The organism is Natronotalea proteinilytica, assembly GCF_055379935.1.
Window position 1 is genome coordinate 2,022,365 of record NZ_AP043947.1, and the last position, 20,554, is coordinate 2,042,918.

The window sequence follows — 20,554 nt, forward strand, 5'->3', positions numbered from 1 at the left end:
CTCCGCCCACGCGGAGATAGACCTCTCGATTGTGGCACTCGCGTCATCGTCTGCGCGATGACTCCGCCCACGCGGAGATAGACCCTGCGTCTGTGCCCCGAGTGGCGGCCTTTACGAGATGACTCCGCCCACGCGGAGATAGACCTCGAAGCCGGGCAGGCGGTCACGATCACATGGGGATGACTCCGCCCACGCGGAGATAGACCCTGACCATGGCTTATACCGACGCCACGCACAGCGATGACTCCGCCCACGCGGAGATAGACCCAAGATAAAAGAGCGCACCGTCACCCGCAACGGGATGACTCCGCCCACGCGGAGATAGACCCTTGGGGATACGCACCTGTCGTATCGTCAGATTGATGACTCCGCCCACGCGGAGATAGACCTCGTTGAAGCCATCAACTAACCACGAGAGCCATGATGACTCCGCCCACGCGGAGATAGACCCAGGCGTTCGGTAAGTGGCTGTAGTGGTAGGCTGATGACTCCGCCCACGCGGAGATAGACCCTCTGGATCTGGGCTTTGAGGTCGAGGGCGCGGGATGACTCCGCCCACGCGGAGATAGACCTTAGCGCTGGGTGCACAAGCAAAGCGACGCTCCGATGACTCCGCCCACGCGGAGATAGACCGCGAGCTGGATCGCATTGCGGTGGAACGCGACGGATGACTCCGCCCACGCGGAGATAGACCTGCTTAACATGACTAAAATGGAGCATTTGTGTCGATGACTCCGCCCACGCGGAGATAGACCCAAGGTTGCCTCTAATCATCAGGAAGATATACCGATGACTCCGCCCACGCGGAGATAGACCTCGGGTGAGCTCCTGGGCACCGCATCTCCCAAAGATGACTCCGCCCACGCGGAGATAGACCCCCATGGCCATGATGATGCCGACGATGATGTGTGATGACTCCGCCCACGCGGAGATAGACCCCCCCGATGCTGTCGGAGCGCTCACCGATCCGTGATGACTCCGCCCACGCGGAGATAGACCTCTGTGCTTCGCCATTGGCCCCGACAAGGTGTGGATGACTCCGCCCACGCGGAGATAGACCTCTACGATCACAAGCGGTACCTCAGCCTGTGCCGATGACTCCGCCCACGCGGAGATAGACCCAGGCCCATATGGGCACGCGATGTACAGACCACGATGACTCCGCCCACGCGGAGATAGACCCTTCAGCACGCGCTTGTCAACGCCCTGCCGCTTGATGACTCCGCCCACGCGGAGATAGACCGTTGCCAGACACACAGCGCAAGATCCTTGATGAGATGACTCCGCCCACGCGGAGATAGACCTTGGGCAATCTAATGATGAACCCGGAGAACCTGGATGACTCCGCCCACGCGGAGATAGACCCTCCACTAGAGATAACCGATCCGGTCGAAAGGCGATGACTCCGCCCACGCGGAGATAGACCTTTTTATAGTTAGGCGTGTCGCAAGCCGAATACGATGACTCCGCCCACGCGGAGATAGACCCAAAAATCGCTTTGACCCAGGACAGGATGCGCGGATGACTCCGCCCACGCGGAGATAGACCTCGGATGCGCGCATCACACCCGAACGGGCAAGCGATGACTCCGCCCACGCGGAGATAGACCTCTCCTACCGACTTACTTGTTTTTAATTTCTTAGATGACTCCGCCCACGCGGAGATAGACCTATATTCCCCCCTTTTGTTGGGGGGATGTGCGCGATGACTCCGCCCACGCGGAGATAGACCCGTGCCGGAAATCTCCCACCGTCCCACTTGTTTGATGACTCCGCCCACGCGGAGATAGACCCCCTTCCGGCTTCCCCGACAAGGAGGCCATTGAGATGACTCCGCCCACGCGGAGATAGACCTTGGGCGGTCTAATGATGAACCCGGCGAACATGGATGACTCCGCCCACGCGGAGATAGACCTCCCGCCCGGATCTAGTGGGCTACGGGGGCTGCGATGACTCCGCCCACGCGGAGATAGACCTTTCTATGACGGAGGGTGGCGCACATAGGGGAAGATGACTCCGCCCACGCGGAGATAGACCTTTGGAGAAAAAAGAATGGCAAGAAATTGTCTAGATGACTCCGCCCACGCGGAGATAGACCCGCGATCAAGGGCCCGGGGCTTCTTGAAAGGAAGACATGCGTTAACAGGGGGCCGCCATAAAAAAACGCAGAGCGTCCACGGCTTCGTCGCGACGCGGAGCATCGCGACGAGAAATGGGGGTGTTAAAGCGTTAACCTCTTTCTCCAAAGGCATTCTTCTCCGCGGTTTTATCGGTTGTCATGCTGAACGCAGTGAAGCATCTCAACAGGAGCGAAACGAATATCCCGGGCGGTTATCGAACCATACCAAACAGGTACGTGCTGGAACGCTCCCCAACGCTCAAGATGCCAACGGTTGGAAGAGCTACCTCCCTCCTCTCGACCCACCAGCGTATAACCTACGCCCCTTCGAAGGCTCACGAGGACGAGATCTTATCGGACGCAGGTTGCTCTCCCTTTCGCATCAGACATTGAAGCGCAGGCGGCAGATGTAGGGCCAAGCGGTGACGAGCTGGCCGAGTCGCGTTGCGCACACGCGTCGTGAGCTGCGTGACGGCGAAGCGCGTCTGCGAGGCGATGCGCTCGGCGGGCGTACACCACCCACTCTCCCAAAAGAACCGAAACCACTCCGCCGATGCCGGATGCGTGCCGTCCATCACCCACGGCTTACGCGACCCGGTAAAGTGGAGCACGTCGTAGTTAGAGAGCAACTCCGATCGGGTGGCCCGTAGCACCCGCTTGAACGCACAGTCCGGCCACGCCCGACTCTCTTTGTCCCACCGCTTAAACCGACAATCGTGCTGCACATTCCACGTTGCCGGTAGCGCCTCCCAATCGTCCGCCAGAACAGCGTTTAGCCCTTCCTGGTCATTGTGGCATAAACGGCCTGCAAAGCGTCCCAGGTGCTCCATCGCCCGGCTATGCACATCTGTCGAACGCCACCGCTGCAAGTTAAGTAGCATCACCCCACTGTTAAAGTAGGGGGCAAACGGATCGATCCCAACCTCCTCGTAATAGGAAAGTCCGTTTGGTGAGGAAACGAACGGAATCCAGTAATCGCGTACCGCGCAGAGCGACGTCGTGGCCAGCGACCACTGCCAGAGCCTCACTAAATCGCCTCTCACAAGAACATCGCTATCCAGGTAGATCGCCTTTCTGCAATCGCCCGGAAGAAGGTCTGGGATCCACAATCGCAAAAGGGCCCCCTTACTGAAGCCGGGATGGAGTTTTACCAGAGGCAACCGGCAAAGCTCATCCGCTGGAACAGACCTCCAGTGCACGCGCGACGGCACAGGATGCATCGACACCACCTGCTCGATCCGTTCCTTGTTGTGCGGCTGGATGCCCCCATCAATGAGATAAAGATGGACGCCCCACCCAGGACGAAGGTGCTGCAGTGCTGAAAAGATCGCTACAGCCATCGGACGGGCATATGCATCGTCGGCGGCCAACACCAACGCAATAGAAGTGCGTGTTTCATTCATCTGTATAAGGCGCCAAGACGCGAGTAAGTGGGGCTGGTACTCTGCGCGCAACCCAATGCCGGATGGGGCGTGTGGCGTTCTTGATCGTGCCAACGGATTGCCGTTGGTATACGGTGGGTATTGAACGGGCGCGCTCACGCAACGTCATCCAACGACTGCGCCATGCATACCGAAACCATCGAAGCGCTTCTGGATGGTGATCGGTCTTCCAGGGCTTTTCGGGACCGGCAAAGTGCAGGATGTGGGGATACGAAAGCAACGTGCTGTATCGCGCTCGCATCTCGGTTCGAAAGTCAGACAACGGCCATTGCGCAGCTTCACGGATCCACCGCTTCGTTCCAATTTTATGGTGCACGTTCCATGATGGCGGAAGCGCCTTCCAATCATGCATCAAGACGGCATTGAGCACCCCTTGATCGGCTAAATTGATAGCGTGGGTATGTCGCCTGATATAGGCACGCGCCCGCTCGTTGACGTGGGCTGCTCTCCACTTTTCAAGATTACATACCATCACCCCCGAATTGAAGTACGGATGGGTGTCCGACGCGTCGATCACGGTGTGATTGTGAATGCCTGCATGCGATGATATATGGGGAATCCACTGGTCCTGGGCGGCAAGCAAAGCAGCGGAATGCAGCTCCCGATTCCATAGATCAGATAGACTGCCCTCAACGACCAAGTCGCTGTCTAAGTACAACGCTTTGTTGACGGATGCAGGTACGATGGTTTCCATCCAAAGTGGCACATATGCATTGCTATTCAGCCAGGACTCGGAAGGAGCTATCGCATCTAACCCGCTGGTATCGACGAACCGCCAATGGAGCGTGACGCGGTCGGCATACGCCGCAAGCACATGCTCCACCCGGTTTCTATGCGCCTGTGAAATGCCTCGGTCAACAAGGTACAGTTCAACCGTGTACCCTGGTGCTAGATTGTGCAGGACTGAAGTGATCGTTACGGCCGTCGGACGCACATAGGTATCGTCGGAGCACATAACGACGACAATAGGTGTGCGATGTTCGTTTCGGCCTCCATTCGTTTGGGCCATCGGATGCGGCGTATGATTGACAAGCTGTAGAACCGTTGTCTGGAAGCACGTTCAGGCTCCAGCAACCGGTCAAAGCATACACGTCTGCATCCACCTGCAACACGGGCATTCGGAGCACCGCCCTCCTACGGTTTGGAGACAACCGGTGTAACTCGGTCCTACCGCCAAGACGGAGCTCAGCGCCCGCCGTCATCCCATCTGACACTGCGCACAAGAAACCACCCCTCCCCCCAATCATTAACCGGCGGCACTGATTTCCCGTTACCGCAGCGCATCTTCGAGAGCGGTCGCAGCGTTGGTGGTGGCATCGCGATACTTAACGATAACTGGCGTGTAGAGCGACAAGCCATGCTCAGCGCCAAAGTCGGAGGATACGGGCCGTGAGCCCGATACCACAACAGCGTTGGCGGGCACCTCCAACGTACCGTTTTCATCGGCGGTGATGACGCGTTCGTGTACCGTGTCGTACAACCGGGTGGAGCTGGTGAGTTGCACGCCCGAGGCAATGACAGCCCCTTCTCGTACAATGCAGCCCTCATACACGCCAGCTTGTCCGCCAACAAACACATCGTCTTCTACAATGACAGGCGTGGCGTTAACCGGCTCCAGTACGCCGCCAATCTGCGCAGCCGCCGACAGGTGCACGCGCTGTCCGATTTGCGCACAGCTGCCGACAAGCGCATGCGAATCGACCATGGTGTCGGTATCTACGTAGGCCCCCACGTTAATATACATGGGCGGCATGCACACCACGCCCGGCGCCTGGTAGCTGCCCGTTCGGATAGACGAACCGCCGGGCACCACGCGTACACCGTCGCCTTTTTGCACGGGCTTTACGGGATACGTATGCTTATCGAAAAACGGAAAGCCCTCGGTGGAATAGTCCACAATGCGGCCAATGCGAAACCCAAGCAGGATGCCCTCCTTCACCCAGGCGTGGGCCGTCCAGGTGCCCGCATCATCGCGCGAGGCAGCACGTACGGTGCCAGCGTTTAGCGCGCGCAGCAGATTGGCCACGGCATCGCCCGCAGGACCAGCATCGGGATCGTCTTGCGCGGCCAGGGTGGTGAGGCGATCGCGAAGGGCATCAACATCAATCATAGCAAAAAGGGGAGGTTGTCAAAAGAAAACTACATGCTAAAATGCATGGCCAGCGGTCCATTGTAAAGCGCGTGCTGTGAAATTGGCGTCGTATCGACAGGATCAGCCATGCGCTGGATCCTTGCTACCAACGCGGCGGTACGTTGCTTCGCAATCATTTGCCTTGACTATCAACATCCACCGACTTTTTATGTACCGTACTGTTTGCCGTAGCGTTGCCGCACTTGCACTGCTCGCCATGTTTGCGATTCCGGGCTGCCAATGCTCTGACAAGCCCGACATTGGTCCGGTTGAAGACGAAGAAGCACAGGTCATCGAACCGGCCTCAGAGGCCACGGTGGCCCCGCTATTTGTATAGCACCAGAGCGCCCCGCTTGCAAGATGGCTCGCCTCCTCCAACGTGCTGGCGAGGAACGCGTACCCCCACACGCCTCATAGGGCCATCCAGCATCTGCAGCCGGATTCTTCTGAACGTGTTCTGTTGCCCCGCCCATGGCTATCCCCGACGAGAAACTGGACGCCATCCGTTCGGCCACTGACATTGTGGACGTGGTGAGCGACTACGTGCGTCTAAAACGCGCTGGGAAAAGCTATAAGGGCCTGTGCCCGTTTCACGACGAGGACACGCCCTCTTTTCACGTGGATCCGGAAAACAACTTGTTTCACTGCTTTGGCTGCAAAGAGGGCGGCGATGTGTTCTCGTTTGTACAGAAGATGGAAGGCATCGGCTTTTTAGAGAGCGCTCGCTATCTGGCCGACCGATCGGGCATTTCGCTGCCCCAATCGGCAGCCGAAGAGCAAGCCGCCTCGCACCGCGAATCTATCTACCAGGCGCTGCGCATGGCCGCCCGGTTTTTCTATCGACAGCGCACGCAGTCCGATGAGGGCGCCCCCGCTCGACGCTATCTCTCTGAGCGGAGCTTCTCCGCTGAAACCCTTAAAACGTTTGGCGTTGGGTACGCCCCCGATGCCTGGGATGCCCTGCTCACGCATGGTCGCAACGAACACGTAGACGCCGAGGTGATGCACAAGGCGGGTCTTATCATCCCGCGGGCCCAAAGCGATGGCTATTACGACCGCTACCGGCACCGGGTGATCTTTCCGCTGTTCTCCCACATTGGTAAGGTGGTGGGCTTTGCCGGACGCATTCTGGATACGGAGGCCGATCAGCCCAAGTACATCAACTCGCCGGATACGCCGGTGTACAATAAAAGCAAGGTGCTCTACGGACTGCATCAGGGCAAGCAAGCCATTCGCCGCGAGAAGGAGGTGTGGGTGGTGGAAGGCTATACCGATGTCATGGCGCTGCATCAGGTTGGCATTCAGCATGCGGTGGCCACCTGTGGTACCGCGCTCACCCGCGAGCACGTACAGCTGCTAGAGCGATATGCCGACCGCATCATCTTGCTGTTCGATGGCGACGAGGCCGGCGGACGCGCGGCCCGCGACGGGCTGCAGCAGGTGCTGGCCGAGGGCTTGGGCGCCTATGCCGTAACGCTTCCTGCCGGACACGACCCCGACAGCTACATTCAGCAAAACGGCGTGGACGCCTTGCATGCGCACGTCGAAAACACGCGGAGCGACCTCCCACAGTTTGTGGTCGAGCAAGCCCACGACGCCGGACGCATGGATACCCCCGAAAACCGCGTGGCAGTGCAGCGCGATCTGCTGCGCTCGCTAACGCGTATCCCCGACGATAACCTGCGCCGTGAGTACGTGCGCCGGGCCTCCGACGTGCTTGACGTGCCGCACAGCGATCTGTTTACCGAACTCAATAAGATGGAGCAAGCCAAAGCCTCGTCTGCCCGGCGCCGAGCCCCACGCCCGCCCCCCCCACGCCCGCAAGCACCACCGCCCGAAGACGCCCCTCATGCTGAGCAGGAATCGGAGGCAGACGAAGACGCCCCACCCGCCCGCATCTTGCCCGAAGAGCGGCTCCTGCTGCGCCTGATGCTTGAAGAGGGCACCCCGATGATCCGATACGTGCTCAATCATATGTCGCTGGAAGAGTTTACCGAAGGCCCCGCTCGCGACCTGGTGCACTGCCTGATGACCATGTACAAGGCCGGCGATGTGCGAACAGAACGCATCATGCAGGGCGAGGAAGGCGACACCCTACAAAAGCTGGCCGCGGCCGTCCGCATCGACCCGCACAGTCCCTCAGACAACTGGGAGCACCGGCGCAATATTCGCGTGCCTCGGTTCAACGAACAGCCGTATGAGTCCGCTGCCAGTGCCATGACGTTCTTAAAGCTCGACCGCGTTAAAGAGGCCATGCACGCAGCCCGCCAGCAGTTGCACCGAGCCGACCGGACCGGCGATGAGGAGGCGCTTTCGGCCACGCAAAAAAAGATCATGCAACTGCAAGACCTTAAAAAACACATACAGCAGCGGGCGTACTTGAGTGAGGCTCCGGCGCGATAGGCGCGATAAGCAGAAAACCGGCCTGTTTGCCTGCGTGACGGCACGTATCGCCTTGTCATAGCGAGGAGGGAGCCTGCAACCAACGCGGCGCTGTGAGCGCTAGCGAACGAGTACTCCTGGAGCGCGACCTCATGCCGTTGCTTAGCCAGCTGTATCCGGCCTGATACCATGAGATTGCGTCGCTGCGCTCGCAATGACAAGGGGGCGGGTTTTTCTCTCGATACGTTGGGGGCACATGCGTTACCCAAAGATTAATCTGTGACAGAGCAATAAGTGACCTCGACAATGGTTTTGGGGATTGCCGGTTGGTTTCTCCTCCATCCTACCCTTCCTCCCCGAGGAAGAAGGAACCGTGGAAGGCGTTCATCACGCCCCCCTCAGAGGAGCTATGGTGTATACACAACGCAACCGGAGGGGAACTCCCGCTTGCGTCCTCGTCGCGATGCTCTGCGTCGCGACGGACGAATGGACGCTCTGCGTCCAACGTACCCCCCGAGGTAAAGAAACCAGGTGGTGGATTGGGAATGCTGGAGCGTCCCGGCAAGCGGGGCGACGCAGAGGGGCCGTAAGGTCATGCCTGTTGTGCATCGCCACGAGAGGATAGATGTATTGTTATTATCATCGGGCAGGCTGTCACTCCCTCTTGAACTCCAATATTGACACGTGACTTCACTTACAGCCCGCCCCGTCCTGTTCTTTACTCCACTTGGCCCGCCCCGCTATGCCTGCATCGTCTGACACCTTCTCCGCTTCGCACGCCCTGGCGCCCCAGCCGGTGCCCGATGATCCGCCGCTTGACCACTCCAGCCTGTATTTGAATCGTGAACTGAGCTGGATCGACTTCAACTGGCGCGTGCTCGACCTAGCCCGCGATGCACGCACGCCGCTGATGGAGCGCATCCGGTTTGTGAGTATGGCGGCCTCCAACCTCGATGGATTTGTGCGTAAACGGGTGGGGGGCCTAAAACGACAGGTAGACGACAACCGCCTCGATGTTGGCCCCGATGGCCGCACCCCCGAGGAACAGCTTGCGCTCATCATCAAAGCGGTGGAGACACAGCACGAAGCCCTCCACAGCACGTGGACCGACACCGTAGCGCCCGCCGCCGCTGATACCATCGGACTCCGCATTCGCAACTGGGAATCGCTTGCCCCCGCCGAGCAAGACCGCCTCACCACCTACATGCACACGCATGTAAAACCAATCCTTACGCCCTTAGCGGTGGATCCGGGGCGCCCGTTTCCCTTCATCTCCAACATGAGCCTGTCGCTGGCCGTGGTGCTTACCCACCCGAAAAAGGGCACCGAGCACTTCGCCCGGGTGAAGGTACCCAAGACCCGTGCACGCTGGATTCCGCTGAATGCGCCGCTGGAGTTTATACCGATTGAAACGCTCGTGGCTGCGCACATCGACATGCTTTTTCCAGGGATGCAGGTGGAGGGCGTGTACCCGTTTCGTGTCACGCGTAATGCCGAGGTACCTCGCGACGACACTGATACCGACGACCTGCTGGATGCGATTTCAGAACGCCTGCGTGAGCGACGGTTCGCCCCCATTGTCCGGCTGGAGGTGGACGGCACAATGCCTACCGGCGTGCAGGCGTTTCTTCAGCGCAAACTGCGCGTGCCCGACCAGGATGTCTTTGTAACGCCCTCTCCACTAGACCTGACCGACGTGGACGCGCTCGCCGACCTGCATGTACCCGATGCCCGTTTTGAGCGCAGCCTGCGCTTTCCGAGTTGGCGCCCTGTGGCCCCCTCCGCACTCCCATTGCGTCCATCATCAGACACCACCACGCTGTTTGAAACCCTTCGATCGGGCGATGTCCTGTTGCATCACCCGTACCACTCATTTCGCGATAGCGTACAACGCTTTATCGAAACCGCGGCGCAGGACCCAAAGGTACTCGCCATAAAAATGACATTGTACCGCACCTCCGAAGACTCTCCCATTGTCAAGGCGCTCATCAACGCCGCCGAGCAGGGCACGCAGGTAGCGGTGCTCATTGAAGTAAAAGCACGCTTCGATGAAGAGAAAAACATTGCCTGGGGCCGCAAACTGGAGGATGCCGGAGTGCACGTTGCCTATGGCGTAATGGGCCTCAAAACGCACGCGCAGGCCGCTCTGGTAGTGCGGCGCGAAGACAAGGGCCCCCGCACCTATGCCCATATCAGCACGGGCAACTACAATACGCACACCGCCCGCCACTACACCGACTACGGACTCCTTACCGCCGACCCGGATATTGGGCACGATCTCACACAACTGTTTCATTTTCTCACTGGATTTGCGCCCAAGCAGACGTACGATACACTGGTTACCGCCCCGCACGCCATGCGATTGACCTGGCAACGCCATATCGAGGCAGAGATTGAGCAGGCCAATCAGGGAAACGAGGCACGGATCCTTCTGAAAATGAACGAGCTAACGGATGTGCAACTGATCCAGTCGCTGTATCGCGCCTCGCAGGCAGGTGTACAGATCGATCTGATTGTGCGTGGGCAGTGCCGGGTGCGTCCGAGGGTGCCCGGCATTAGCGACCATATTCGCGTCCACAGCATCGTGGATCGTTTTCTGGAGCATGAACGGGTGTTTTGTTTCTGGCACGGGGGGCCTACGGTCTATATTAGCAGTGCCGACTGGCAGAGCAGCCGCCTGGATGAACGCGTAGAGGTGGCTGTGCCTATCACCGATGATACATTGCGCACGCGCATCTTGGATCATCTGGAGGCGGCACTGCAACCCCGCCCCCGCACCTGGGCGCTGCACGCCGACGGGCGCTACGTACCCACCGATGACGGCACCCATACGCAAAGCGTTCAGGAAATGCTCATGCAACGCTACGCCCCCTCAGAAAGTTGATACGTCCCTGCATCCGCCAACTATCTTTTTCGTTTCGATGACCCGACTCATTTCCTTTCTTGGTCTCCTACTCATGGGCCTGCTAACAGCGGGATTACTTGCTGGATGCACCGGCGAGGGCGACCGTGTGCAGTACAGCGATGATCCGTATGCGTATGGCGAACGCATCTATCAGCTAAGGTGCCAAACGTGCCACCAGATGGATGGAAGCGGCATCGCGGGCGCATTTCCACCGCTCACGCCCAACGAATGGGTGCTCGGAGACGAAGGACGCTTCATCCGACTGGTGCTTCATGGCGTACGCGGCGAAATGGAAGTGGACGGCACTACTTACAATGGCGTGATGCCGGGCTTTGGCTACTTGAGCGACGAGGAGGTGGCGGCAGTCATTACGTACGTGCGCCAAAGCTTTGGCAACGACACCACCGCCGTACGCTCCGAACAAGTAGCCGCCGTACGAGCCCACGACGAGGCTCCGCGCGGCGGATGGCACGCCGATGACTTGTGGGAGGCCACGGGCATTCCTACCCTAAACACCACCGATGCCCCCGATGAAACCCCCATCGCGGAGTAACCCCTCAACACGACTAGCTGCTCAAACAAACCCGTCTTGCTATGACCACTGCCTACGCCATCCGCGACATCACACTACACGTTCGCGACACCCAGACCGACGGGCCGCCGTTGCTCATGGGCCCCAGTTATCTGCTCACTCACCGCATGTACGATGCATTTATTGAGGCGCTTCAAGACGACTATCGCTGCATCACGTGGGATTGGCGGGGGCAGGGGGCGTCGGATGTGCCCGACAACGGCTACGGCATCCCCAGCCTGGCTGCCGATGTGATCGCGCTGATGGATCACCTTGAACTGGAGCAGGCCACCTACCTGGGACACTCTATGGGCGGATATGTCGGCTTTCGGCTCCTGCTTGACCACCCGGATCGCATCACACGGGCCATGCTCATGAACACGCAGGCGCAGTCCGAATCGACCCTGCAACGCATGAAGTACAAGGCCATGCTCCAGATGGTAAAAACAACCGGATACGGCCCAGTCGTAGGGCAGGTGGAGCCGATGCTCTTTGGCGAGACGTATCGCACCAATCATCCCGATGCCATGAGCGAGTGGCGCTCCATCATGACGGCCAACGCGCCCAGTGGCACGGTACAGCTGGGCCACGCTATCTTTGGACGCGATAGCGTGCTTGCCGACCTTGGTGCGGTGTCGCAGCCGGTGTTGCTGGTGGCTGGGTCTGAAGATGCCGTCGTGCCCCTTGACAATACGCGCGCCACCCACGACGCCCTACCCAACAGCACATTCGTCATTGCCCCTGGCAGTGGCCACACCACCCCGGTAGAGCAGCCCGAGACCGCGCTGGATGCATTTCACCGGTTTATGGACAAGACGCAGTAGCGCTCTGTCACACCTGAATTTAAGCAGATCGCCGGGGACGCAAGCGGTCCCCGGCTATGGATTGTACTCACATCGAACCGTTCCGTAGCCCGGGATCAGGAGCGAAGCGGATATCCCGGGCGGCCATTGGACCACGCTAAACAAATACGTGCTGTGGCGCCCTCTCTAAGCCTCCTCAGCAGGGCCCGTTCAAAACAAGCGTCCGGTACTCAGACCGAGTGACCAGCCCGGCTCGTCCAGGCGGGCGGTAACGTCAATGCGCAGGCCGCCGCTCAGGCTAAGGCCCACTTCGTGATGCCAGCGATCCATCGAGCGGAGCGCATCGGTGGGCGTGGCGTCGTCGGTCCAGGTGCGCCCGTGACCGCCATGCACAATCAATGCGAAGGGCGGATTCGAAATGCCGACCATCTCAAACGGAACGGTGCGAAACGTGTGCTCCCACATCAGTCCGGCGTAGTGATCGCCACGGTAGGGCTGATGGCGCGCCGCCCGCAGCACCCCAAACGGCGTGTAGGGCACAAGTGCTGTATCGATGTGGCCCTGCTCTTGCAGGGGAGCGGTGCCACGCACGGTGCCTCCCGCTACGGCACGCACATCGAGGGCATTCGACAGCAGACGACGTTGAAAGAAGGTCGGCACACGCAGCGAGACTTCTCCATCGAGTCGCGTAAAATCGAAGTCGCTGTTTACAGCGGGATCCGCATGCGTTACGCGCACCGAAGCGCCGCGCTGCCCACCCACCGACACGCGCTGCCCCACCGTTCCGATCGTCCACGCACCGGTGAGCGCATGAAGGGTGCCGTCGTTGATCGTCGGATTAGCGCGGAAGCGATCAAGGCGTCCCCACAGGTCGTAGTTGGTGCCGTTGCCAACGCTAAACTGCCGCTCGCCGCGGTACCCCACCTGAACGCGACTGTTAAGCGAACGCAGGCGATACTGCAGTCCCACACGCACTCGCTCGGCACCCAGGTAGTCAAAGTAATCCGTTACGCCGTTAAGCGCCCACAGCGTATTCAGCGTGCGTCCGTAGTAGCGTGTGTCGGTGAGGGGATCGATGCCGTAATGATACGACGCATCGAGGCGTAGGCCGAGGGGAAGGTGCGTGCGGAGCGACCCGCCGTAGGTCCAGTGCGAGGCGCCGGTATCCTGAGTGCGGTAGCCGCCCTCTGCTCGCAGGCGAGTGGGCCATGCGATACCGGGCCACCGTAGCGTCGTTCGGAGTCCCGCAGCACCGCCCTCCACGCGATTATAACGCCCGAACGGGGTAACATCGCTGTGCAGACCAGAAGCCCTGCCTTCGGCACCTGATTCGGCACCAGCGCTTACGTTGAAGTCAACAACGCGGGACAGTGGCCCGCTCGGTTCAAAGGCATCGGCCAGTGTGTCGGTGGAGTCGATGGTGGCAAGGGCCGCGTCCTCATCAGCCGTGAGTGGAACCGTTCGTGCGGTTGGAGGCGTGGCGGTAGGGCGGCGAGCGTCGGCCCAGGCTACATGCGTGGAGTCAGAGCGGGTCTGCTGCGTATCCGCAAAAAGCGAGTCGGGCAACGACACATTGATTTCATATCCGCTAATTTGGGACGTTTGGTCGACTTGCAGCGAAGGCATGCTGAAGAGGCCGGTCATCCCCACATCGAGGGTGTAGGTGGCCCTAAAATCGACCGGTACATAGGCGTCTCCCCCGAAGTTTGAGAACTGCTGCTCCATACGCACGGTGGCATCCTGCACGGGCCGCGGAAACATGAACGACTCGGTGGGGGTCAGCTTGGCCTCGATCAGGGCGGATTCATCTGCCAGCACAGAGATGCGCCCTTCGAAGCCGGATTGCAGGCGGCTGCGGGGTGTTACGCGCAGGTCGTAGACACGCTGATCATCGAGTACGCGCGTGGAGTCGAGCGAAAAGGTGTAATAGTCAAGCGCGTCGGGATGCGTAACACCACGAAGCGTGTGGCCCATAACCTCTACATCGTCCTCATAGAGATTGGTGACGAGCAGCGCTGCCGGGAGCCCATCGAATGCATCGTTGGCTGGGCCTTCAACATTGGCAGTGGAGGTGTCGTGCAGCACAATTTCGCGGAAGCCGTCGGCGGCGCGCCAGAACGCGCGGGTGTGGGTTTCCTGCATGGAGACGATGCCCGTGTCGTTGCGCACGGTAAAGCGGCTGTAGGCATCGGCTTCGAACGACTCCAGATCATTCCACCATGTCTGCTTTTGCTGGATGACAGCGGCCATGAGGCTATCCGGATCGGGCGGCGACACCGTAACGCCGTCCAGGTCGAGGGTGGTCGGAGACAGCGCTATCGTGATCGGCTCCGACGGCGGCGCGTCGATAGTGCGCGTGTACGTGTCGTATCCGATAAACCGAACCACGAGGGTAGCCGGATAGCTGGACGGCGTGAGCGCAAATTGTCCGTCTTCACCGGTGATGGTGCCGGTGTAGGTGCCTTCAATCTCGAGATTCGCCGCCGGGAGCGGATCGTTGGTTTCCGCATCCACCACGGTGCCCGTTACGGTTTCTTGCGCATGTGCCGGATGCGCCAAGAGCACGAGCATGCTCACCAGCAGGCTGTAAATCAGGAGGTTATGCAGGATGTGGGAGCGGATCGGGGAGGCTGTAGATCGATTGGGCATTGGCGGTCGTCTGGGCAATCACGGTATCGAGGTCGTGGTCGGTCACCGAAGCCATGTAAGCCGCCACGTGGCGCACAAAGGCCGGCTCGTTGCGGGCGCCGCGCTCGGCCTGTGGCGCAAGATACGGCGCATCCGTCTCTAACACGACCTGCTGCAGCGGAATGTTACGGAGCAGCGCGTCGTGGTCGCTATTGTCGAACGTGACGATCCCGCCCAGTCCGATGTGAAAGCCCAGGTCCCACGCCCGCTGGGCCGTGTCCAGATCATCCACGAAGCAGTGCAAGATGCCATGCAGCCGGTCGCCCTGAGGGTGGGCGCTGCGCTCTTCCTCCAGAATCTTCAGCACATCGGCAGTGGCTTCGCGGTTGTGAATGACCAGCGGCAGCTCCGTCTCGATGGCAAGTTGAATGTGCTGACGAAAGAAATGCTGCTGCCGGTCGTCGAACGAGCGGTCCCAGTAGTAGTCGAGGCCGCTCTCGCCAATGGCCACCACCTGCTCATGATCGCACCACTCGGCGACCGTGACCATGTCTGCCTCGGATGCGTCTTCAGTAGCAGAGGGGTGTAGACCCGTCATCGCAAATACGTCGGCGTGAGCTTCAGCCAGCGCAACCGCCGCCTCAATAGACAGGAGATCGATGGCAGGCAGCACAATGGCGCCCACCCCGGCATCGCGGGCGCGTTGCAACACGGATTCGCGGTCGTCATCAAAGCGGTCGAGGTACAGATGGGCGTGTGTATCTACAAGCATGAACACGAGGAACTAAGATTAAGTCGGCAAAAATACGTTTACACCTTGTCATCGCGAGGAGGGAGCTTGCGACCGACGTGGCGCTGTGAGCGCAGCGAACGAGTACTCTTGGGGTGCGATCTCATGCTTTGCGATTGGGCAGTGTCACCCCGTTTGAAGGCACAAGATTGCCGCGTCGCTGGTGCTCCTCGCAATGACATGTTCAAAGATTCTTCTGTGTGCCCACTTAAAACGAGGCAAACCAGCGAATCGGACGTTCAATTACAACGCATGTACGCGGGCTGCAACTGTGAGTGCCGTTTCTTATAATAGAGATATGCGAAAGGCTCCTTGCCTTTGAACGCAGTCATTTTCAATCATCAACCTCTTCATGGTGCCTGTGCATTGTTTTCGTTTCTATGCGGTTTGGCCTGTGTCGGAAGCGGCAGCGCGTTGGAGCATGTGTCTGCTCGCTGTATGGGTAGTGTGGAGCAGTCTGCCCGCTCCTGCCGATGCCCAGGACGTGCGCGTTCGTATTCTGGATGCCGAGGCGGTGGCCTCGGTGACGCTGACGGTTTCCGAGCGCACCCCGGTGCATACCGATCCTGAAGGGAGCCCGCTGTTTCACATTCGCCCAAATACCAGCGTTACGCTTGCTCCACATGAAGGAGGAGATGTGCGCATTGAGCATGAGAACGACCGGCTGGCGGCCTCTACGCTGTATCTTCAGGTACCGCAGGGAGCAACCACAACCGTGCAAAGCGGATCCACGCGCCAATCGTATCCAGGCACGTTTGCCATCCGCGCCGACGATCGCCGCTCCGACCGACTTGAGGTGGTTAACCGCGTGCCGCTAGAGCAATACGTGGCCAGCGTGGTGGCTAGCGAGTACGGCCTCGACGACACCGAAGGCGCAAAGGCAATGGCGGTTGTCGCACGCACCTATGCGCTGCGGGGAAGCGACCGATTCGGCGATACGTTTGACCATGTAGATCATACCCTCTCGCAGGTATATCGCGGACTGTCGGATATCAATGACGCCTCGCGTGCTGCAGCACAGGCCACCCAGGGCGAAGTCCTTACGTACGAGGACCATCTGGTGGAGGCGGTGTACTTTTCCAGCAGCGGCGGACACACAGCCAACAACGAGGACGTGTGGGACGCCAGCGAAGATTTGCCGTATCTGCGCGGACGCGATGACCCATACGATTCGGTCTCGCCCCATCACACCTGGTCTAGCACAGCCAATCGGTTGCAAGTACTACGCGGCCTGGAGCAGGCGTTTGGGGGAACCGTGCGCGGCTTCTTCTTAGGCGACAAGACCGACGACGGACGGCTCCTTACGATGGATTTGCTTCGACCCGGTGGAGAGCGCGAGTCGGTGCAGGCCAATGCGTTTCGGCTGGCCGTCAACCGCGCTGTGGGTCAGGAGGTGCTACGCAGCACCTGGTTCGACGCGCGCCGCAATGGAAGCGAATACGCTTTCGAGGGCCGTGGCTACGGACATGGCGTGGGCATGAGTCAGTGGGGCGCGCACGGCATGGCCAAACGCGGCCATACGTATCGCGATATCCTTGGGTTTTACTACCAGGGCGCGTCCATCGCATCGATTGGCGATGTGGATCAAACGCCAACCCGCCTCGCGCTTGACGAGCCCGACCGCAACGAACCCCTGCCCGTCGATACGAGTCCATCTGAAGACCCCGATGACCCTTCGCCCAGCACACGGCGACGCATTGGATGGTAGGCGCTACCACGTAGAATACTCCCCTCATCGTTCAACATGTTATTGCGAACAACAATAACGACGACGCGCTGTGAGCACCACAAACGAATGATTCTGGGGGCAATCTCGGGCTGCTCGATAGATCCAAAAACTGCGCAAATAGCGCCTGAGATCGCACCATGCACCGCATGTATCGTACACCGAACCTCTTGTACCTCGTATGCTCAACACACGTTCATCGTACCTTCCCCATCGTCTAGGCGGGCTCTTGATTGCCCTGCTGCTTGTTGCCCCTCCAATCGAAACGGTTGCACAACACACCGATGAAGACGCCGTCTATGCGGTGGAGGAAGACATGCGCACCGCGATTCTCGACGCCGACGTGGAGGCGCTTGCCCGCCTGTGGGCGCCTCACTTCATGGTGAACGCCCCCCGCAACGTGGTCGTACCCGATCGCGACGCCGTACTCAACGTATTTCGGGAAGGCATTGCTGCATATGAAACGTACGACCAATCCATTGAACAACTACGCATTGACGGATCCACCGCTGTTGTGATGGGCACGGAAACAGTGGTGCCCGTAGGCGAAGAGGCTCCACACGCTGGCAACACGGTGCATCGACGCTACACCCATGTATGGGAACAGAATGGAGAAGAAAAGACCTGGCACCTTATAGCACGCCACGCCCACATCACCGACATAGAAGAGTAGAGAACTGTCATCCCTCTTCCTGTGCTTGTTCTTCTATATGATTGCTTCCCTGCCCTTGATTATTGCTGCCCTGTTGTATGACGGCCTGTTGTATAACAGCTTTGGGATTCAGTTATTCGTTGGTAGTGGTAGCGTTATGCTCATAGCTGGACTTTTTGAGCGTGCGTTTGGCCCGCATCGCCAATCTACTGAAGAGAGGAATGGAGAATCTACGTCCTCTTCGGCGTTGCCGTTTGCTCCTATTGAGCATATGCCCATGGGGGTGGTAGTAGTGGATAATATCTACTGTGTGGAGCACTTCAACCAGCGAGCCAATAATTTCTTTCCCCACCAAACGCTACAGCAAGGCACTGCTCTTCCACGAGCGTTTGCTGACCGTTTGCCCCCCAACGACGATACAACCACCCTATCGTGGCCTGATGAGAACCCTGCTGCCATCGAGGCGACCGTACGACACGTGCACCACGAAACGGGAAGCTACCGCGTTATCACGCTACGTGACATTTCGGACACCGAACGTGCTGAGGCGGCTCTCGAAAAAAAAGACAGCCTACTGCAAGCAATCTTGGAAACGAGCGTTGCAGCTGTTGCCGTCGTTAACGAGCAAGGCGACATTACGTATGCGAACAAGCATGCCGAGTCGATTCTGGGGCTACGGCGCAACGCGTCGAATGCATGGAGTTACAAACAACTGGGCTGGACCCTCTCGCCTCTCGATGATGAGGCCCCTCCTACGCGCACACCGCTCCGGGATGTGCTCGACACCGGCCACCCCATTCGCGATATGCGCTGCGTCATCACCTGGCCCGATGAAACGCGCAAGTACCTGTCCATCAACGCCGCCCCGTTGCCCGAAGCCGAAGACCGTCCACCGCAGGTCGTGTTTTCGGTTGAAGACATTACAGAGCGCCACCAGACCCAGCAACGCCTGATTCATGAGCGTCGGTTTTCGGAGGCGGCTATCAATAGCTTGCCTGGCATCTTTTACATGGTAGACCGAGAAGGGCGGTATCACCGGTGGAACCAGTCGCTCGAACGGGTTACAGGATACGGCGCTGAGGAGCTATCTGAAAAAGCACTCGCCGACTTGTTTGACGAGAACGACCGTTCCCGCATTCAGCAAGCCGTGGCTAACGTCTTTCCTGAACGCAACGGGTTTAGTGTCGAAGCAAACGTGATCACAAAAGACGGATCGTCCATTCCGCACATGTTTAGCGGGGTCCCGCTCACCATTGACGATACAGACTACCTGGTGGGCGTTGGAATGGACGTAACCCGCCAGAAAAAGCGTGAGGCAGACTTGCAAGAGGCCCGCCACAAAGCCGAGACGGCTCTGCAAGAGGCCGAGCGCATGAACGAGCTCAAAAGTTCGTTTCTGGCCAACATGAGCCACGAAATGCGCACGCCGCTTACCACGCTTACTGGATATGCCCAGGTACTCGTCGACGAAGACGATCCCCCACCACACTTCGCCAACCGCATTGCCGACGGGGCTCTTCGTCTCCTCAACACGTTCGACGCGATACTTACCTTCTCGCAAATCGAAACCAATTCGTATACGCTCTCGCCGTCGAAGCTGTCGGTATGGCCCTGCATCCAAGACGTCGTGCGCGAGGTAGCCTCGCAGACCGAGCGCACGATCCAGACGGACCTACCGGATGCGCCCTGCCAGGCTCACTTAGATGCCAGTGCGGTGGAACGCATCGTCAAGCATTTGGTGGACAATGCGGCCAAGTTTTCATCGCCCGATGACACGGTCCACGTACGGGCTCGCTTTTCCGATGTGGCCTTCAAAATAGTCGTCGAGGATACCGGCATCGGAATGCCGGAGTCGTTCGTGCCGAACGCATTCGACGCGTTTACGCAAGCCTCCTCGGGCAACCAGCGCACCCAAGACGGCAGCGGTCTCGGACTCGCGATCGTGCATGGGCTGACCGATGCCATGGAAGGGTCGGTTACACTGGATACAGAAGAAGGCGAAGGAACCACGGTAACTGTACGTTTGCCCCGCCGCCTTTCTTCTCCTTCGAATGCATAGTGCCGAAACGGTATTGTCACATCCTATTGCCGTGTCACAGGTCAATGGTTGGGGATGCGCCTGGTTGGTCTAAACGTACCGAGAAAAACCCACAACCATGTCATTGCGAGCGCAGCGAAGCGCCCAGCACATTTTCCTGTACACCAGACCTGCACTGATCATATCAGCCTTCGTCCTATAACTTTCGTAGGAGCCGACTTGCGAGACATCCCGCTGTCTGGTATAATGATGCGGTGTTGTGTGTAGGGAATGCGTAGACCTGGTTGCAGCGCGCATTAACATCCCCTATATTGCATTCGGTGTTACGCTCTGCGCCCCTCTGCCCACTTGAGTGGCGTTTATTCATG

13 protein-coding genes and 1 CRISPR repeat array (1 of these 14 only partly in view) are annotated in these 20,554 nt (G+C 59.1%); of the genes, 8 read left to right on the plus strand and 5 right to left on the minus strand.

The annotated features are described in order from the left end of the window. A CRISPR array of direct repeats spans positions 1–2,097; the repeat unit is 28 nt; unit sequence GATGACTCCGCCCACGCGGAGATAGACC (it extends 798 nt beyond the left edge of the window). 356 nt (positions 2,098–2,453) lie between these two features. From ACZ5AL_RS08130 to ACZ5AL_RS08140, 3 genes are all read right to left on the minus strand, one after another. Next, positions 2,454–3,521 carry a glycosyltransferase family 8 protein gene (locus ACZ5AL_RS08130; protein ID WP_464509871.1) on the minus strand — a complete coding sequence of 356 codons (1,068 nt, stop codon included), beginning with the start codon at positions 3,519–3,521 and terminating at the stop codon, positions 2,454–2,456. Then, entirely contained in the window at positions 3,514–4,515 is a 1,002-nt protein-coding gene (locus ACZ5AL_RS08135; protein WP_464509872.1) for a glycosyltransferase family 8 protein, read from the minus strand. The genes ACZ5AL_RS08130 and ACZ5AL_RS08135 overlap by 8 nt, the downstream gene beginning before the upstream one ends. Positions 4,516–4,830: 315 nt before the next feature. Further along, positions 4,831–5,670 (minus strand): 2,3,4,5-tetrahydropyridine-2,6-dicarboxylate N-succinyltransferase, encoded by an 840-nt coding sequence (locus tag ACZ5AL_RS08140; protein ID WP_464509873.1) that lies wholly within the window; start codon positions 5,668–5,670, stop codon positions 4,831–4,833. A 190-nt stretch (positions 5,671–5,860) separates the two neighbouring features. On the opposite strand from ACZ5AL_RS08140, the gene ACZ5AL_RS08145 reads away from it, so the two are divergent. The 5 genes from ACZ5AL_RS08145 to ACZ5AL_RS08165 all read left to right on the plus strand — a co-directional run bounded on the left by ACZ5AL_RS08145 (position 5,861) and on the right by ACZ5AL_RS08165 (position 12,373). Then, positions 5,861–6,028, plus strand: coding sequence for a hypothetical protein (locus ACZ5AL_RS08145; protein WP_464509874.1), 168 nt, complete (start codon positions 5,861–5,863; stop codon positions 6,026–6,028). A gap of 134 nt (positions 6,029–6,162) precedes the next feature. Continuing rightward, a complete protein-coding gene (gene dnaG / locus ACZ5AL_RS08150) occupies positions 6,163–8,094 on the plus strand; it encodes a DNA primase (protein ID WP_464509875.1) in 1,932 nt (643 codons plus the stop codon). Positions 8,095–8,815: 721 nt separating this feature from the next. Further along, positions 8,816–10,957 (plus strand): polyphosphate kinase 1, encoded by a 2,142-nt coding sequence (gene ppk1, locus ACZ5AL_RS08155; RefSeq protein ID WP_464509876.1) that lies wholly within the window; start codon positions 8,816–8,818, stop codon positions 10,955–10,957. Between the two features lie 37 nt (positions 10,958–10,994). Then, positions 10,995–11,531 carry a c-type cytochrome gene (locus tag ACZ5AL_RS08160; RefSeq protein WP_464509877.1) on the plus strand — a complete coding sequence of 179 codons (537 nt, stop codon included), beginning with the start codon at positions 10,995–10,997 and terminating at the stop codon, positions 11,529–11,531. Positions 11,532–11,572: 41 nt separating this feature from the next. Continuing rightward, positions 11,573–12,373: an alpha/beta fold hydrolase gene (locus tag ACZ5AL_RS08165; protein WP_464509878.1), complete on the plus strand. Its 801-nt coding sequence runs from the start codon at positions 11,573–11,575 to the stop codon at positions 12,371–12,373. 189 nt (positions 12,374–12,562) lie between these two features. Here the strand turns inward: ACZ5AL_RS08165 and ACZ5AL_RS08170 are convergent, their stop codons facing one another. Next, positions 12,563–15,001: a DUF5686 and carboxypeptidase-like regulatory domain-containing protein gene (locus ACZ5AL_RS08170; protein WP_464509879.1), complete on the minus strand. Its 2,439-nt coding sequence runs from the start codon at positions 14,999–15,001 to the stop codon at positions 12,563–12,565. Continuing rightward, positions 14,952–15,752 carry a TatD family hydrolase gene (locus ACZ5AL_RS08175; RefSeq protein ID WP_464509880.1) on the minus strand — a complete coding sequence of 267 codons (801 nt, stop codon included), beginning with the start codon at positions 15,750–15,752 and terminating at the stop codon, positions 14,952–14,954. The genes ACZ5AL_RS08170 and ACZ5AL_RS08175 overlap by 50 nt, the downstream gene beginning before the upstream one ends. Positions 15,753–16,191: 439 nt before the next feature. On the opposite strand from ACZ5AL_RS08175, the gene ACZ5AL_RS08180 reads away from it, so the two are divergent. The 3 genes from ACZ5AL_RS08180 to ACZ5AL_RS08190 all read left to right on the plus strand — a co-directional run bounded on the left by ACZ5AL_RS08180 (position 16,192) and on the right by ACZ5AL_RS08190 (position 20,207). Further along, positions 16,192–17,478 carry a SpoIID/LytB domain-containing protein gene (locus ACZ5AL_RS08180; protein WP_464509881.1) on the plus strand — a complete coding sequence of 429 codons (1,287 nt, stop codon included), beginning with the start codon at positions 16,192–16,194 and terminating at the stop codon, positions 17,476–17,478. A gap of 199 nt (positions 17,479–17,677) precedes the next feature. Continuing rightward, positions 17,678–18,169, plus strand: a complete 492-nt coding sequence (locus ACZ5AL_RS08185) for a nuclear transport factor 2 family protein (protein ID WP_464509882.1) — start codon at positions 17,678–17,680, stop codon at positions 18,167–18,169. 37 nt (positions 18,170–18,206) lie between these two features. After that, the gene (locus ACZ5AL_RS08190) at positions 18,207–20,207 is read left to right on the plus strand and encodes a sensor histidine kinase (RefSeq protein ID WP_464509883.1); all 2,001 of its coding nucleotides are present in this window, start codon (positions 18,207–18,209) and stop codon (positions 20,205–20,207) included. Positions 20,208–20,554: the final 347 nt, after the last annotated feature.